Source organism: Hyphomicrobium sp. DY-1 (assembly GCF_047497105.1).
Taxonomy (GTDB): domain Bacteria; phylum Pseudomonadota; class Alphaproteobacteria; order Rhizobiales; family Hyphomicrobiaceae; genus Hyphomicrobium_B.
On the sequence record NZ_CP134870.1, the window covers coordinates 679,004 to 694,813 of the forward strand.

Annotated in this window: 14 protein-coding genes; 5 read left to right on the plus strand and 9 right to left on the minus strand. The window is 58.1% G+C overall.

Features of this window, described 5'->3' with window-relative positions:
- The first annotated feature begins 198 nt into the window (after positions 1–198).
- From RLW41_RS03260 to RLW41_RS03270, 3 genes are all read left to right on the plus strand, one after another.
- Positions 199–1,254 (plus strand): 2Fe-2S iron-sulfur cluster-binding protein, encoded by a 1,056-nt coding sequence (locus RLW41_RS03260; protein ID WP_414463471.1) that lies wholly within the window; start codon positions 199–201, stop codon positions 1,252–1,254.
- Between the two features lie 43 nt (positions 1,255–1,297).
- Positions 1,298–2,356, plus strand: a complete 1,059-nt coding sequence (locus RLW41_RS03265) for a cytochrome c family protein (RefSeq protein ID WP_414463472.1) — start codon at positions 1,298–1,300, stop codon at positions 2,354–2,356.
- A gap of 73 nt (positions 2,357–2,429) precedes the next feature.
- Complete coding sequence (locus RLW41_RS03270) at positions 2,430–3,329, plus strand: hypothetical protein (protein WP_414463473.1); 900 nt, start codon at positions 2,430–2,432, stop codon at positions 3,327–3,329.
- 323 nt (positions 3,330–3,652) lie between these two features.
- Here RLW41_RS03270 and RLW41_RS03275 read toward each other — a convergent pair whose 3' ends face one another.
- A complete protein-coding gene (locus tag RLW41_RS03275) occupies positions 3,653–4,099 on the minus strand; it encodes a hypothetical protein (RefSeq protein WP_414463474.1) in 447 nt (148 codons plus the stop codon).
- A gap of 27 nt (positions 4,100–4,126) precedes the next feature.
- Here RLW41_RS03275 and RLW41_RS03280 point away from each other — a divergent pair, with 27 nt between their 5' ends.
- Together RLW41_RS03280 and RLW41_RS03285 are read left to right on the plus strand one after the other, a co-directional pair.
- Positions 4,127–5,734: a cytochrome c3 family protein gene (locus RLW41_RS03280; protein ID WP_414463475.1), complete on the plus strand. Its 1,608-nt coding sequence runs from the start codon at positions 4,127–4,129 to the stop codon at positions 5,732–5,734.
- A gap of 89 nt (positions 5,735–5,823) precedes the next feature.
- Complete coding sequence (locus tag RLW41_RS03285) at positions 5,824–6,741, plus strand: tetratricopeptide repeat protein (RefSeq protein ID WP_414463476.1); 918 nt, start codon at positions 5,824–5,826, stop codon at positions 6,739–6,741.
- Positions 6,742–6,763: 22 nt separating this feature from the next.
- Here the strand turns inward: RLW41_RS03285 and RLW41_RS03290 are convergent, their stop codons facing one another.
- From RLW41_RS03290 to RLW41_RS03325, 8 genes are all read right to left on the minus strand, one after another.
- Positions 6,764–7,219 carry a PTS sugar transporter subunit IIA gene (locus RLW41_RS03290; RefSeq protein ID WP_409560754.1) on the minus strand — a complete coding sequence of 152 codons (456 nt, stop codon included), beginning with the start codon at positions 7,217–7,219 and terminating at the stop codon, positions 6,764–6,766.
- A 27-nt stretch (positions 7,220–7,246) separates the two neighbouring features.
- Positions 7,247–7,936, minus strand: coding sequence for a response regulator (locus tag RLW41_RS03295; protein ID WP_414463477.1), 690 nt, complete (start codon positions 7,934–7,936; stop codon positions 7,247–7,249).
- Positions 7,933–10,656 carry a DUF4118 domain-containing protein gene (locus RLW41_RS03300; RefSeq protein WP_414463478.1) on the minus strand — a complete coding sequence of 908 codons (2,724 nt, stop codon included), beginning with the start codon at positions 10,654–10,656 and terminating at the stop codon, positions 7,933–7,935. Before RLW41_RS03300 ends, RLW41_RS03295 begins: the two co-directional genes overlap by 4 nt.
- A 40-nt stretch (positions 10,657–10,696) precedes the next feature.
- Positions 10,697–11,302 (minus strand): K(+)-transporting ATPase subunit C, encoded by a 606-nt coding sequence (locus RLW41_RS03305; RefSeq protein ID WP_414463479.1) that lies wholly within the window; start codon positions 11,300–11,302, stop codon positions 10,697–10,699.
- 11 nt (positions 11,303–11,313) lie between these two features.
- On the minus strand, positions 11,314–13,422 hold the full coding sequence (kdpB, locus tag RLW41_RS03310) for a potassium-transporting ATPase subunit KdpB (RefSeq protein WP_414463480.1): 2,109 nt from the start codon (positions 13,420–13,422) through the stop codon (positions 11,314–11,316).
- 23 nt (positions 13,423–13,445) lie between these two features.
- Complete coding sequence (kdpA, locus tag RLW41_RS03315; protein WP_414463481.1) at positions 13,446–15,149, minus strand: potassium-transporting ATPase subunit KdpA; 1,704 nt, start codon at positions 15,147–15,149, stop codon at positions 13,446–13,448.
- A 13-nt stretch (positions 15,150–15,162) separates the two neighbouring features.
- A complete protein-coding gene (locus RLW41_RS03320; RefSeq protein WP_035575846.1) occupies positions 15,163–15,252 on the minus strand; it encodes a K(+)-transporting ATPase subunit F in 90 nt (29 codons plus the stop codon).
- Positions 15,253–15,574: 322 nt separating this feature from the next.
- The gene (locus tag RLW41_RS03325; RefSeq protein ID WP_013948718.1) at positions 15,575–15,766 is read right to left on the minus strand and encodes a hypothetical protein; all 192 of its coding nucleotides are present in this window, start codon (positions 15,764–15,766) and stop codon (positions 15,575–15,577) included.
- Positions 15,767–15,810: the final 44 nt, after the last annotated feature.

Genomic DNA, 15,810 nt, shown 5'->3' on the forward strand with positions numbered 1-15,810 from the left:
GCCTCATTCATTACTGCTTTTTCGTCGTTTCTAATTCCGTCTTCATTTCCGTTTTTTTGCGATTACTCGCGCGGCCATTGTCTGACCACGAATGATCATTACTGGAAATAAAATGCAGGCGGATGAACTTGAAATTCAGCGCCTGATCTCAGCGGGATAGATCGACATCATGAACCTCAACCCTACTGGGATGAACTTATGTCAAAACGCCACAAAATCACGATCGACGGCAAAAGCTTTCTGGCGCCGCGCGGTGCGCGTCTGCTCGATGTGGCGTTGAACAACGGTATCGACCTGCCCTACAGCTGTCGCGCCGGACATTGCGGAACATGCTGCGTGCGGCTTGTATCCGGCGACGTACACGGTGGCGAAGGAGCTGAGCCCGGGCTCATTCACGCCTGTCAGTGTCTGATCGTTGCCGACGCAGTCATCGAGCGCGAGCAGCCCGCTGATATTCGTTCCGTCAACGGCGTCTTGGGCACATTGCGGCCGCTGTCGTCGGAGGTCCTGGAAATCGGCATTACAACGGACCGTCCCCTTCCGCATCTGCCCGGCCAATACGCGCACGTACAGTTCAGCGGTTATCCGAACCGTTCGTATAGCATCACGCATGCTCTGAATGAATCGGACAACTGCGATGCCACGTGGTTTCACGTCCGCCGCGTCGAGAAGGGCCGCGTCAGCGCATCCCTCGGCAAGCGGATCGGGATCGGGCACCGTGTCAAACTCACAGGACCTTTCGGAACTGCGCACTTCCGGCCGAATCCCGGTGGCCGGATCGTTCTCGTGGCAACCAACACTGGTTTTGCGCCGATCTGGGCAATCGCCGTCGCAGCGCTTCGCGAAGATCCTTCACGAAGAATGATGGTCATTGCCGGCGGCCGCACCTTGGATTCCCTTTATATGGCCCCCGCTCTTGTGCGCCTGGCGCGTTTTCCGAACGTCGTCGTCGTACCGGTCTGCAGTTCCTTGCAGGTATCGATTCCGGCGGTCAGACCGGGTCGGCCAACCGACTATCTTCCACGCTTATTGCCCACCGATGCTTTGTACGCTTGCGGGGCACCGGGCATGGTCGAGTCGGTAAAGGCAGTTTCTGCAGACGTTGGCGCGACCTGCTACGCCGACCCATTCCTGCCGGCGCCCGACACAGCGGGCGGGCAAAGCCCTATCACCCGCACCATCGAGAAGCTCTCCTCTCCCCTCGATCGAAACATGCTTCAACTCGCTTACGAGCGCCCAGGAGGTTTCAGGTAGCAATCGCTGCTCGCTTACGAGCAGATGCGCGAGGAATATTTCATTGCTTGTTTCAAAGCGTAACAATTGGTCGATGCTCAGCGCATATTTCAATGCTGTGCGGTTCGGTCTGTCACTCGCACCGTTGTTGGTCGTTACGCTCGACATCGGTCGCGCTGTTGCGTTGGATTCGACGAAGGTCGTCGGGCCGAATGCCTGCGCCGAATGCCACAAACAGGAAGCCGAAGCCTGGAAAGGCACACATCATTTCAAGACGTTCCGAGAGCTGCCGCGCAACCCCGAAGCCAAGAAAATCGCTGAAAGGATGGGCGTCAGGCGCATCAAATCGGAAAGCTTATGCGTGAATTGTCATTACACAGTTCAACGCAAGGATAACAGCGATGCAGCCGTGTCCGGCATCTCCTGCGAGTCCTGTCATGGCGCCGCTAAGGATTGGATCAAAATTCATAGCAGCTTCAGCGGCAAAACCGTGAAGACGGAAACGAAAAGTGAAGCGCAGGCGCGCTGGAAGCTCGCGGAGTCAAAAGGCATGATCCGACGTCATGCGCTCTATCAACTGGCGAAGAACTGCTACGGCTGCCACGTCGTGCCGCGAGAAGATCTCGTAAACAAAGGGCTACATCGAGCTGGCAGCCTATTCGAGCTGGTGTCCTGGTCGCAGGGCGAGGTCTTGCACAACACATGGTATTCGAGAGGCAAAGAAAATGTTCCGGCCGATGCGGAGCGCAAACGCATGCTTTATCTGATCGGCCTTGGCGTCGAACTTGAAACCGCGTTGCGCGCTGTCGGAAAGGCCACTGTGCGAAAGGCTTACGCCCTCGAAATGGCTCAGCGTGCAGACAAAGCGCGACGGCGGATCGCCGCGGTGGCGACGGCAGTGCCAAACGTGCCCGAAATTGCCAAGATCGTGGAATTATCTCATTCGGCTGCGCTGACCTTGAACAACGAGAAAGATCTCTCGGCGGCAGCCGATGGCATCTCTCAGCTGCTCGTCAGCATCACCGACAAGTATGACGGCAGCACCATGGCCGGCCTCGACAGTATGATCCCGCAGCCAAGCCAGTTCAAAGGCACTGCAAGAAAAGCTTCAGCAGTCAATTGACGTTATCTGAGCGCGGCCGCGACCGGCGCGCAATTCCTACGGGGGTGGGAATGAGCAAATCTGGTGGCCTCGCGTGAAGACGGTAGGACGACGCGTTCCCGGCAGCGTGTTCTGGATGCTTGGCTCGGCGTGGACGGTCATCCGCCGCACGAGCCTCGTTGCCCTGATGATCGCGCTGTCCGCGGGCTTATTCTTCTGGGTATCGATATATGCCAGCGCGCTTCGCGATCCGCGCTATCTCGATGGCTGGGTGCTTGCTGCCGGCGTGAGCCTGCAGTTCAGCTTTCACGCCGCTGTCAAGACGAACAAGCTTCCGCCGAAGCTCCTCAAGAGATGGCGGGGCGTCCACATCTTCATCGGCTACGCGCTTGTCGCCGCGTTCCTCTCACATTCCAATTTTTCGATGCCAGATACCCCGTTTGAGTGGGCACTGTGGAGCGGCTTCGTAACGGTGACGCTCAGTGGTGTGTTCGGCACTTACCTCGCGTGGTCGTCACGCGCCAAGGGCGGAATCGACGACAACGTTAGCCGCGAGCGCATCCTTGCCCGCCGCGCCGAGCTTGCGCAAGACGTGCGCGAACTCATTACGACACCAGATCCAATTACTATGGAGTTGTCGCTGCCCGCTCTGCCTTACGACGCTTGGATCACCGATCTTTACGCAAACCATCTCAATCACTTTTTCGCGGAGTCGCGCAATTTTCCGTCGCATCTCTTCGGCTCGCGGCGGCCGCTCCAGCGCCTGACGGCGCAGATCGAACGCCTGTCGCGCTACGTCGATGGCCCACGACAAGACAAGCTCGCGACGATCAGCAAAATGACGGCTGAAAAAGATCGTCTCGACTTTGCGCGCGTTCATCTTGCACTGACGAGAGCGTGGCTATTCGTGCATGTCCCCATCACCTACGCGCTCATCGTGCTGTCGGTGTTGCACATCCTTGTCGTCTATTCCTATTCGTCGGGGGCTTGGTGATGCGGCTATTGCCATGGCGAGCGACGGAACTGCGTCCGCTTCCCAGCTTGGGGCGAGACCGATTTGCGCGCATTCTGGCGCTCTTAACATTCGTCGGCATGGGCGCTGCTTTCATTGCATCTCCCGGAACACAATTTCTCATGCCGGGGCCATTGAGCAGCGTGCACGGCGCGATCAAGAATTGTTCTTCGTGCCATGCCCATAGCGGCGACGGAAAATTGAGTTGGGTCCATGGCATCGTCGCCCTTGGATCGACCGCCGACAGCAAGGCTTGCCTGACCTGTCACAAGATCCCGGAAAGCGCCTTTAACCCTCACGGCGCTTCAGCTGATGTCCTGAGGAAGAGCACGCTGCGGCTTGTAAATATTGCAACTGTAGGCCCTCAACCGTTGTCCGCGCGCGCGCAAACCGCTGCCCTGCCGATGCAGAAGATGATTTCCGGAGGCATTAACTGCGCAAGCTGTCATCAGGAGCACCAGGGCATCAATTTCGATCTGGACAAGATCTCCAATGAGCAATGCCGATCCTGTCATTCGGTGAAATTCGACAGCTTCGATAATGGTCATCCGGCATTCGATACCTACCCGTTCCGGCGACGCACACGGATCATCTATGACCACGCCGCACATTTCGACAAACACTTTCGGGACGTCGAGAAAAAAGACCCGTCGCGACAGATTCCGGTCGCCTGCTCGACGTGTCACGACAGCCAAAACGACAGACGGTTTATGGCTGTTGTTCCTTTTGAGCGAACGTGCAGTGGCTGTCATCTGGGACAAATTACCGGTAAGGACCGCGTGAACGGTCCGAAAGGCGTTGCATTTCTGACGCTGCCGGGTCTCGATCTCGAAACGCTGAAAAAGAAGAACGCGGCAATCGGCGAATGGCCGGATGCGTCGGAAGCCGAACTCACGCCTTTCATGAAAATGATGATCGGTCGAACCGACGAAGGTCGCGCGACGTTGAGAGCGGTCGACGGCCTCAATCTGCAGGACCTTGCACAGGCTAACAACGATCAAATCAAAGCTGTGACCGATCTGGCGTGGAACATTAAAAAGCTGTTCTATGCGCTGATCGCGGGAAAGGCATCAGACGTTCTTGGCGATCTTAATATAGGTAACGGCAACGCCAAGTTGAGTGTGACGCTCGTCGCCGATTTGACTGCGAACATCCCGCGGGACGTTGTCATTGGTGCGCAGCAGCAATGGTTGCCAAATTTGGCGAGAGAGATTGCCAATGGCCCATTGCCAGATGCCCCGGCGCCGAGCGCGTCCAACTCAACACCCGGTATTTTGCGTTCCGCGGCGAAGGACGAGGCGACGAGTATGGACAAACGTTCGCCTCCTGCTGACGGTGATCAAGAAAAAACGGGACAGGCAGCGGATAAGGTCAAGCGCGATCCTCCAGCGTGCCTGCTACGCGTCTTCGGTCAATGCATCATGAATAATGCGCCCGGGAACTCTGCAGATGCGGCTCATTTGGACGGCGACGACAATGGCGATAGCACGTCTACGGAAAGGAAAAAGGCCCGTGCCAACCCTCTACCGCCTGCCATGCAAGCAGGCTTGAAAGATCTCCGGCCAACAGCCGATGGCGAACGCACAATGCAATTGGCGCAAGTTTCGACGAGCAAAACCGCGGTCAACGCACGTGCTCAACCCGCGGCAAAGGCCTCGCGCCAATCCGACGACCTTCTCTCTCTCTCAGAAGAGGAGAGTCGCGATCTTGAGGCGCGAAACAAAGGCATCGCCGGCGGTCAAAGCAGTGCAACACAAGACGCAGCGTCGCCCTCGGGAACTGCGAGTACAGAAAAGAGCACGCCGCCGATTATCAGCATTGCAAGCGATATCGATGCTGAAAGCTGGGCTGAATATGGCGGCTGGTATCGGCAGGATTACGCGATTTTCTATCGACCCACCGGGCACAAAGACAAGTTCATCTACTCTTGGCTGTTCCTGACTGGTCCGAAGACGCAGAAAGATGGCACGACGGCCGCTACGGCTGTTTTCAACATCCTGACCAATAAGGACGCACCGGGATCATGCACGAAGTGCCACAGCATCGATGACGGCCGCAATGGTGGGCGCGTCGTCAATTTTTCTCCGCTTTCGGCAAGCTCCAAAGACGGACGCTTTACGCGTTTTATTCACGAGCCGCATTTCGGCATCGTGGGCAAGCGCGGCTGCCTTACATGCCACGACCTCGCAAAAGACCGGCCATATCTGAAGAGCTACGAGCAGGGAAATCCGCAGAATTTTGCGTCGAATTTCAGCGCGGTGAGGAAGGATGTCTGCCAGGGCTGCCACGCCAGCAGCGGCGTACGCCAAGACTGCCTGACATGCCACAACTATCATGTGAATGGCGTTATCACACCGATCATGACAACGCGTAATCCATCTCAGTAGTGCCAAGATGCGGGCACTTTGGCCGTCATCGCCACGCTAGGCCCCCATTTGCATCCCAATCTTCCGTCAAATGATCATCGAGGTTGGATATGGTCCAGGCTTTTGCATCGATCGCGGCGGGGACTGCTGTCGCACTTCTGGCCGCAGTACTTCTGTTGTTGCGCGCGCCGCTCCACGGTCGCCGACCGGTCGTTGCGCTTACGCATCGATGGATTAGCGCCGACACGCGCACATCGGGCATTGTCCTTGGGTCTCTCGTAGCGCTCGCCGCGGCTTGTTTTGTGCACATCGCAGAAGCCCCGAGCGGCGTCGAGGGCTCTTCCATGATAAGCCGTAGCGACGTGCATGTGATGCCGCCGGAAGCCGCCGATGGCAATATTGAACCAGACACGGCACAAGCGTTTGCTGATCTTCGCGCCTACGCTGCCGATACAAATTCTGGCGCGTCGTCGAAGGTTGTTGCTTCGCCGGACAATACTTCCACTGCTTTGCCTGACGTGGACACGATGATTGCGAAACTGATCGCTCGTCTCGAAAAGCAACCGAATGACGTCAATGGCTGGAAAATGCTCGGGTGGTCGTATGTCAATACCGGGCGACCAGGCGATGCGGCGACGGCTTATGAGACAGCCCTTAAGCTTCAGCCCGGCGATACCACGCTCAAGAAAGCGCTCGATGAGGCACGCACAGCGCAGGCCACCCCGCAGACATTTTCACCCAGCGTCGCGTCGCCGTCCGACAACGACGTCGCAGCGGCGGCAAAGCTTTCAGATACACAAAGCAAAGACATGATCCGCGGCATGGTCGACAAGCTTACCGCCAGACTCGAGGCCTCCCCAAACGATGAGAACGGCTGGTTGCGTCTGATGAGTTCGCGCGTCACGCTCGGCGAGACCGAGGCGGCCAAAACGGCGTTGACCAAAGCTCTCCAAGCCTTCTCCGGCGATGCTGCCGCCAAGGTCCGCCTCGTGTCGGCCGCGCGCGAACTTGGCATCAAAACGGATTAACGGCGCGGTCTTGCCGACCGTTTTAAGCCGAACCGCGAAGTACGTCGTAAAACGCGTTCTCGTTATTGGCCATGCGAAGCTTCTCTGCTACGTCGCGATTACGCAGTCGGCGTGAAACCGCGGCAAGGGCATTCAGATGCGTCTTCTCTGCTCCAGCCGGTGTCAAAAGCAGAAAAGCCAAGTCGACCGGTTTGCTATCAATCGCTTCGAACTCGACCGGTGGCTTAAGTCTCGCGACAAGGCCGAACGTTTGCTTGAGATCAGCATAAGCTGCGTGGGGAAGGGCAATGCCGTCGCCCATTCCGGTGGAGCCGAGACTTTCTCGTTTGTTGAGTTCGGCGAAGATCGTCTCGGCAGGAAGCCCGGTCGCTGCAGATGCCCGTTCCGACAACGTGCGAAGGAGCGCTAATTTCGTCGGCACGCGCACGTCCAGCATGACGGCGCGCGGCGAAAGAAAGTCAATAATGCAGGATGCCATGAGAAATCCTCGGCGCACGCGCCACCGTCAATCGGGAGCGCGGAGGCGGTAGCCAACGCCTGTTTCAGTCAGAATATATTCCGGGCTGTTCGGACGCGGTTCGATTTTCTGCCGAAGCTGCGCGACGTAAACGCGGACGTATTGGGAATCGGCAGAGGGATCCCAAAGCTCTCGCAACAGGAAATTGTGCGTCAGTACTTTGCCCGCATGCTGAACAAAGAGACGCAGCAGGTCGTATTCCTTCGGCGATAGCTTGATCTCTCGTTCGCCAACCTTGACAATGCGGCGCACGAGATCGACCGACAGATCGCCGACATGGAAAATGGGCCGCTCGCCCTGAATCTGTAGCCGATGGCGAAGTGCGGCTCGCATTCTGGCGAGAAGCTCGTTGATGCCAAATGGCTTCGTCACATAGTCATCGGCTCCGAAATCAAGGGCCTGTACCTTGGCGGTTTCGTCAGCGCGGCTCGACAGCACCACGATGGGAACGGCTTCATTCTGATCGCGGATGGCTCGCAGCAGGTCCATGCCTTGCATATCCGGCAAGCCGAGATCGAGGACGACAATATCCGGAGTCTCCGCCATCAGCTCCAGAGCTTTGCGCGCATTCGGCGCGTCGATTACCTGATAGCCTTGCGTTGCAAGCCCCATGCGGAGAAGTTTGCGGATTGGTGGCTCATCATCGATGACGAGAACTTTGATAGCGGGCGCACTCATGCGGCGTTTTCCAGCGTTTCTGATCGGGCGGATGCCGGAAGCGTTACGGTCAGCAGTGCACCGCTGCGATCAGGCCGATTACCCGCCGTTATCGTTCCGCCCATGATTTCGATAAATCCGCGGGAGATCGGCAATCCAAGCCCCGTTCCGGCGCGGACATGATCAGCCTTGTTCGCGCGATAGAATTTATCGAAGATTTTTTCAACATCACGGTCGGGGATGCCAGGCCCTTCATCTCGGATTTGAATGACAGCGAGTCCATGATCGTTCCAAGCGCCGACCTCAATCAACGTATTCTCGGGCGCGTATTTTGCAGCATTGTCAAGGAGATTGAAAAGCACTTGCTCAAGTAAAACGGGATCAGCATCCACCTTCAATGGCTCCGATGGAAGATTGGCCTGGACCTTATGTCTCGAAAGGATCTTTCTCGCGCGCTTGAGCGCTGCATCGACAATCTCGCCAACGTCTTGAATTTCCGTCTTGGCGACGATGGCGCCGGCTTCTAGCTTCGTCATATCGAGAAGGTTGGCAATGAACCGGTTGAGGCGTTCGGATTCATCGATGATCGTAGCGAGCAACTCCGACTGCGCCTCGGCATCGAACTTGTCGCCCAGGTCGCGCATCGTCGTTGCAGCGCCGAGAATAGCGGCCAGGGGCGTCTTGAGATCGTGAGACAACGACGTCAGCAGAGCAGCGCGGAGCCGTTCCGTCTCGATGCTGCGTTTCGCGCGCTCGACGTCCTCGACGAGGTGGACGCGCTCGATGGCGAGTGCGCCCTGGTTGGCGAGCGCATCGAACAGCCGCCGTTGGTCCGGCGTCAGCAGCGGTCCGGGACGGTCGCTGTCTATCCCGACGACCCCGACGATACCGCGTGCGGTCCGGAGCGGCAGAAAAAGGCGGTGCGACCCGGGCAGCGTATCGGAGCCGCGCCCTGCCGGGCGGTCGTTGGTCCAAGCCCACGTCGCGGCCGCGATATCGGACGGATCAAGCATATCTTCCGGCGGATATCCCGCCTTCACGGCAATCGAGCCATTCTCCGGCAGCAACAGCACGACACGGACTTTCAGCATCGAGGCGATCTGAAAGACGGTTGCCCAAAGCACATCATCAAGCGTGCCGGTTCCGGCAAGCTTGCGACTGAAGCCATACAGCGACTCCGTCGTGCTGGCGCGGTTCATGGCGATCACAGTCTGACTGCGCATGCGCGCTGCGATGTTCGACACGACGACCGCTACGACGACGAAGCAAAGAAACGCCGCGACGTTCTTGGCATCGGCGATGGTAAATGTGAAGAGCGGAGGCAGAAAGAAATAGTTGTAGAGCAGCGCGCCGGCCACGCTGGCGACAAGCGAGGGGCCGATGCCAAGCTTGGCTGCCACGCCCACAATCGCCGTCAAGAATATAAGATCGACGCTTTCCACGCCGATCCATGGTCTGAGCACCCAGGCCACGCCAAGCGCAACAGCCATCGCTACAAACGTGATGAGATAATTCAGCGGCCGATGCGGCGGTTGATCCTTTGCTGTTCGAACCGCCTGCGCTGTCGCCGGCTCGGTTGGCAGTTGCTCTCCGGAAATGACGTGAACGCTGATGTTTCCAGATTGCCTGACGAGATCGTGGACGACAGAACCGTTGAGAATTTCGAACCATCGCGGCCGATCGGATTTGCCGACGATGATTTGCGTCACGTTGTGGGCGCGCGCATACGAGATGATATCGTCGGCGATCGACTTGGAGCTTCCGGGCATTGTCAGCGTTTCGCCGCCGAGAAGTTCGGCGAGACGCATCGCTTCAGCAATGCGGTTACGCTCGCCTTCGGAAAATCTGAGGCTGCGGCGCGTCTCGATAGTGACCGCGGTCCACTGTGCGTGCAGGCGGTCGGCAGCACGTTTCGCATAGCGCACGAGCGCGGATGAGCGCACATCTTCGTTGACGCACACGAGCACGCGTTCACACGCCGCCCACGGTCCGGACATGGCTTTGGCGCGAAGCTGGGTTACGAGTTGTTCATCGACGCGTTCGGCGGTGCGGCGTAAAGCGAGCTCGCGCAATGCGGTGAGCTTGACGGGCGAGAAGAAATTTTCGAGCGCGCGGCGCGCCTGATCCGGGACGTAGACCTTCCCTTCCTTCAATCGTTGAATAAGATCCTCGGGCGTGATGTCGACAAGCTCGACGTCGTCGGCTCGGGCGAGGATCGAATCCGGCACCGTTTCGCGGACGCGAATTCCGGTGATCTGGGCAACGACGTCATTCAAGCTATCGATATGCTGGATGTTGATAGTGGTGAAAACGTCAATGCCTTCGTCGAGCAACTCTTCGACATCGAGATAGCGTTTCGGGTGACGGCTCATCGGCGCATTAGTGTGCGCCAGCTCGTCTATCAGCGCAATCTCGGGGCGCCGCGCGATGACGGCGTCGATATCGAGTTCCTCCAGCGTCCGACCTTTGTATTCGACCTGACGCGGAGGGATAACGTCAAGACCGCGAAGAAGTGCTTTTGTTTCCTTGCGTCCGTGCGTCTCGACGACGCCGACAACGACGTCAGCGCCCTCTTTAACCTTGGCGCGGGCGGTGCGAAGCATTTCATAGGTCTTGCCGACGCCGGGAGCCGCGCCGAGAAAAATCTTCAACCGTCCCTTCTGGCGCTCCTCGCGTTTCAAAACCTCGAGGAGCGCCTCCGGCGACGGTCGATGATCGGGTGTGCGGTTTTCGTCCGCCATCTTATTACTTTCCTCGCGGCGCCAGCGCGCCGCGCAATATTCACTGTGCCGTCGTACCGTCAAGAGCCAGATTGAGCGCCAGGACATTGACGCGGGGCTCGCCGATCAACCCTAGGAAGGGTTTTTCGATGTGGCGGTCAATGAGGCTGCGAACGTCCGCTTCCGGCATGTTGCGGGCCTGGGCAATTCGGGTCATCTGAAAATAGGCGGCAGACGGCGAAATGTCAGGGTCGAGGCCCGACGCGGACGTCGTAACCAGCTCGATCGGCACCTCCGCTCCGGGATTCTCTGCCTTCAATTTGGCCATGTCAGTCTTAACGCGATCAATCAGGGCCTTGTTTGTGGGGCCGAGGTTCGAGCCCATCGAGTTCGCGGCATTATAGGGCTGCGCTACCGTTTTCGATGGGTCGGCTGGGTCCGAGCCCGTTGTCGCGGACGGACGGCCATGGAAGTACTTATCGGACATGAACGACTGGCCGATGAGTTCGGATCCGATGACCTTGCCGTTGCGGACGATCAAGCTGCCCTGGGATTGCTTGGGAAAGATGGCTTCGGCTATGCCGGTCATAGCGAGCGGGTATACGAGGCCGGTGATTAGCGTCAATGCGAGCAGCACGACGATGGCTGGGCGAATTTCCTTCAACATGACGGGTTACCTCAAGCGAGATGCAGAGCGTTGATGGCCAAGTCGATGGCCTTGATGCCGATGAAGGGGACGACGACGCCGCCGAGCCCGTAGATCAGCAGGTTGCGGCGGAGCAGCGGTCCGGCACCGATCGCGCGATAGGCGACGCCCTTCAGCGCCAACGGAATCAGCGCGATGATGATCAGAGCGTTGAAGATGATCGCCGACAGGATCGCGCTTTGCGGGCTACCAAGCGCCATGATATTGAGCGCATTAAGCTGCGGATAGAAAGCAACAAACATCGCCGGAATGATCGCGAAGTATTTGGCAACGTCGTTCGCAATAGAGAACGTCGTAAGCGCGCCGCGCGTCATCAATAGCTGTTTGCCGATTTCGACGATCTCGATGAGCTTGGTCGGGTTGCTGTCGAGATCGACCATATTGCCGGCTTCGCGAGCAGCGACAGTTCCGGTATTCATCGCGACCCCGACGTCGGCCTGTGCAAGTGCTGGCGCATCGTTAGTGCCGTCGCCGCACATGGCGACCAACTTGCCTTTTGCCTGCTCTTCGCGGATGAGGCGCAATTTGTCTTCCGGTGTCGCCTGGGCGAGAAAGTCGTCAACGCCGGCTTCGGCGGCGATAGCGGCCGCCGTCATCGGGTTGTCGCCGGTGATCATCACGGTGCGAATGCCCATGCGGCGAAGCTCGGCGAAGCGCTCGCGAATACCGCCTTTGACTATATCCTTAAGGTGGATGACACCGAGCAAGCGGCCGTCCTTGGCGACCGCCAGCGGTGTCCCGCCCTCTTTCGCGATCGTTTCCGTGATAGCCTTTATCTCGCGTGTGGCCTCAGCACTGATTGTCGGACGAAGCACTTGTGCTGTTGCGCCGGACGAGGCCGTCGCGACCGGGGCATTTAGGTATTTCAACACAGCGTCGACAGCACCTTTACGGATCGACGATCCCTCGAATTCCACACCGCTCATGCGGCTCTGGGCCGTGAACGGAATGAAGTGCGCTTTAATATCCGCAACATCTCGACCGCGAATGCCGTGCTTGTCTTTAGCGAGAATAACCACCGAGCGGCCCTCCGGCGTCTCGTCCGCCAGAGATGCGAGCTGGGCGGCATCCGCGAGTTCCGACTCGCTGACGCCGGACAGCGGTACGAACTCGGTTGCCTGACGGTTGCCGAGCGTGATCGTTCCGGTTTTATCGAGAAGGAGCGTGTCGACGTCGCCAGCGGCTTCAACGGCTCGGCCCGACATCGCAAGAACGTTGAAACGCACAAGGCGATCCATGCCGGCGATACCGATGGCCGAAAGCAGCGCGCCGATCGTCGTCGGGATGAGCGTAACGAAGAGCGCGACAAGGACGATGACCGAGATCGTGCCGCCGGCATAAGCGGCATAGCTCGGGATCGTTGCGGTCGCAAAGACGAAAATGATCGTGAGGCCAGCGAGAAGAATGTTGAGTGCGATCTCGTTGGGTGTTTTCTGGCGTTCCGCGCCTTCGACAAGCTTGATCATGCGATCAATGAAGGTCGAACCCTGGGCCGCCGTGATGCGGACGACGATCCAGTCCGACAACACGAGTGTTCCGCCCGTTACTGCCGACCTGTCGCCTCCGGACTCACGAATGACCGGCGCTGATTCACCGGTGATCGCGGCTTCATTGACCGACGCGACACCTTCGATAACTTCTCCATCGGAGGGAATGGTGTCGCCCGGCTCGACGAGGACCACGTCTCCGACTTTCAGCGTGGTTCCGGGAATGAGCTTGTAGTTGCGGCCAGATCCCGTCATCAGCTTGGCTTGCGTTTCCTGGCGCTGAACACGCAGGGAGTCTGCTTGAGCCTTGCCGCGACCTTCCGCGATGGCCTCCGCGAAGTTTGCGAAAAGCACAGTGAACCAAAGCCACAGGATGATTTGGAACGTGAACGCCAAGTTACCTTCGCCCGTTACCATGCCGTGGAGAAAGATGATCGTGGTCAAGACCGTCACGACTTCGAGAACGAACATGATCGGATTTTTGATCATCTTGCGCGGATCAAGCTTCGCGAAGGCCGAACCGATTGCCGGAACCACGATTTTGGGATCGAGCATCGTCGCCGAGCTTTTCTTGCGCGCCATAGACGTATCCATCTTGGAAACTCCGAAAAGAGAGATCAGTAGAGCGTACCGGCCGTCATCGAGAGGTGCTCGACGATGGGCCCGAGTGCGAGCGCGGGAAAGAACGTCAGTCCGCCAACGATCAGGATGACGCCGACGACAAGGCCGACAAAGAGTCCGCCGGTGGTCGGGAACGTTCCGACAGAAGGTGCGAGCGTCTTCTTTTCTGCCAACGCGCCTGCGATCGCCATCGCCGGCACGATCATCAGGAAACGCCCAACAAACATCGAGATCGCGCCCGTTACGTTGTAGAAGAAAGTGTTGCCTGTGATGCCTGCGAAGGCGGAGCCATTGTTTCCGGTGCTCGATGAGAAAAGATACAGGATCTCAGAGAAGCCGTGCGGACCGGGGTTGGCGATGGAGGCTAAGGCGGATGGGAGCACCGCCGCGACAGCAGTCCAACCGAGGATCATCAGCGGCAGGATCAATATGGCGAGCATGGCCATCTTGACTTCTTTCGCTTCGATCTTCTTGCCGACATATTCGGGCGTGCGGCCAACCATAAGTCCGGCAACGAAGATTGCGAGGACGACGAACAGCAACATGCCGTAAAGCCCTGCCCCGACGCCGCCGACGATGATTTCGCCTAGTTGGATATTCAGGAGCGGGATCATTCCGCCGAGGGCCGTGAAGGAGTCATGCATAGCATTGACGGCGCCGCAGGATGCGGCCGTCGTAATGACTGCGAACAAGGCCGATCCCACGATACCGAAGCGGGTTTCCTTGCCTTCCATGTTGCCACCTGTCAGGCCGAGTGCGTTGAGGCCGGTGGTGCCGTTGGCTTCGGCCCAGTAACAGACCGCAACGCCGGCAATGAAAAGCACGCCCATAACGGCGAGGATGGCCCAGCCTTGGCGCTGGTTGCCGACCATGCGACCGAAGACGTTCGTCAACGCAGCGCCGAGCGCAAAAATGGAGATCATCTGGACGAAGTTCGAGAGCGCGGTCGGGTTCTCGAACGGATGTGAGGCGTTGGCATTGAAGAAACCGCCGCCATTGGTGCCGAGCATCTTGATGGCAACCTGGGAGGCGACCGGACCGACGGCGATCGTCTGTTTGGCGCCTTCGAGCGTCGTCGCATCGACATACGCGCCAAGCGTCTGCGGGATACCCTGCCAGACGAGAAACAACGTGTAAGGGATACAAATCGGCAGCAGGATGTAGAGCGTGCAGCGAGTAACATCCACCCAGAAGTTACCGAGATTTCTTGTCGATGCGCGCGCAAAGCCACGTATCAAGACGATCGCAAGAACGATGCCCGTTGCAGCCGACAGAAAATTCTGATGCGTCAGTCCAAGCATCTGCGTGAGATACGACATCGTCGTCTCGCCGCCGTAGTTCTGCCAGTTCGTGTTGGTGATGAAGCTGATGGCGGTGTTGAAAGACAGGTCGGGCGCCAGCGCTGTCATTCCTTGCGGATTGAAAGGCAGAGCACCTTGCACGCGCAGCACGGCATAGAGAATGACGAAGCCGCCGATATGAAACAGCAGCATCGAGACGGTATAGCGCAGCCAATCCTGCTCGCCGCGTGCGTCGACGCCCGCGATTTTATAGAGACCGGCTTCGACCGGGCTCAAGATTGGCGAAAGAAATGTTTTCTCGCCAGAGAAAACGCGCGTCATGTACCAGCCGAGCGGCTTCACGAGCGCCAAGACGATCGCGCAATAGAGCGCAATCTGGATCCAACCTATAAGTGTCATATGCGTTGGCCTTTCAGAACCGCTCAGGACGCAGAAGGGCGTAAACGAGGTAGGCGAGCAGGCCGGCCGTGACGATGCCGGCCAGGGCGTAGTCGAATGTCATGGAGACCTCACAATCGGTCGCAGGCAAAAGCGTAAGCGATGGCAACGGCAAAGAGCGCCAGCCCGCCCGCTACAAGGATGATGTCCAGCATTTTCGTTTTCCTACTCCGAGGCATGCAGCGCCCGCACGAAAGGGATTGCGGGCCGCGTTTAGGTGACACGCGGCGCATAGGAATTCGAGTTGAGCGGGGGGAGATCCGTATAAGAATCTCATAAGGACGGCGGGGCTCGAAAGGCGCTCGGTGCCTGCATGACCGTGATAGCAAAAATAAAAAGGCCTCCGCGAGGGAGGCCTTTCTGTGGCTCGTCTATATCTCAGTTCGTCACTCAGCCGGGCTGGCCGTGAAATTGCCGATGATCGTTTTGTGATGCCTTGCTTCCATGCTGATCTGGAAAATGAAGAAGGCAATAAAGAATGCGAGGATGGCGAGCGTGAAAAGAATTTCGTCGCCATGGAACGGATAGATAGCGCTCATCTCGGGAAGTTTTTCGAAGCCAGAGACACCCGTGTTCATGAAGCTCTCCTTTGGATCTTATGGAATAAGAGAGCCGGCGGCAT

Bases quoted from the DNA above. Each gene is read 5' to 3' on its own strand.
- RLW41_RS03260 (WP_414463471.1), top strand. From the start codon at position 199: ATGTCAAAACGCCACAAAATCACGATCGACGGCAAAAGCTTTCTGGCG.
- RLW41_RS03275 (WP_414463474.1), bottom strand. From the start codon at position 4,099: ATGACAGCCACTGCACGTTCGCTCAAAAGGAACAACAGCCATAAACCG.
- RLW41_RS03285 (WP_414463476.1), top strand. From the start codon at position 5,824: ATGGTCCAGGCTTTTGCATCGATCGCGGCGGGGACTGCTGTCGCACTT.
- RLW41_RS03290 (WP_409560754.1), bottom strand. From the start codon at position 7,219: ATGGCATCCTGCATTATTGACTTTCTTTCGCCGCGCGCCGTCATGCTG.
- RLW41_RS03295 (WP_414463477.1), bottom strand. From the start codon at position 7,936: ATGAGTGCGCCCGCTATCAAAGTTCTCGTCATCGATGATGAGCCACCA.
- RLW41_RS03300 (WP_414463478.1), bottom strand. From the start codon at position 10,656: ATGGCGGACGAAAACCGCACACCCGATCATCGACCGTCGCCGGAGGCG.
- RLW41_RS03305 (WP_414463479.1), bottom strand. From the start codon at position 11,302: ATGTTGAAGGAAATTCGCCCAGCCATCGTCGTGCTGCTCGCATTGACG.
- kdpB (WP_414463480.1), bottom strand. From the start codon at position 13,422: ATGGATACGTCTATGGCGCGCAAGAAAAGCTCGGCGACGATGCTCGAT.
- kdpA (WP_414463481.1), bottom strand. From the start codon at position 15,149: ATGACACTTATAGGTTGGATCCAGATTGCGCTCTATTGCGCGATCGTC.
- RLW41_RS03320 (WP_035575846.1), bottom strand. From the start codon at position 15,252: ATGACATTCGACTACGCCCTGGCCGGCATCGTCACGGCCGGCCTGCTC.
- RLW41_RS03325 (WP_013948718.1), bottom strand. From the start codon at position 15,766: ATGAACACGGGTGTCTCTGGCTTCGAAAAACTTCCCGAGATGAGCGCT.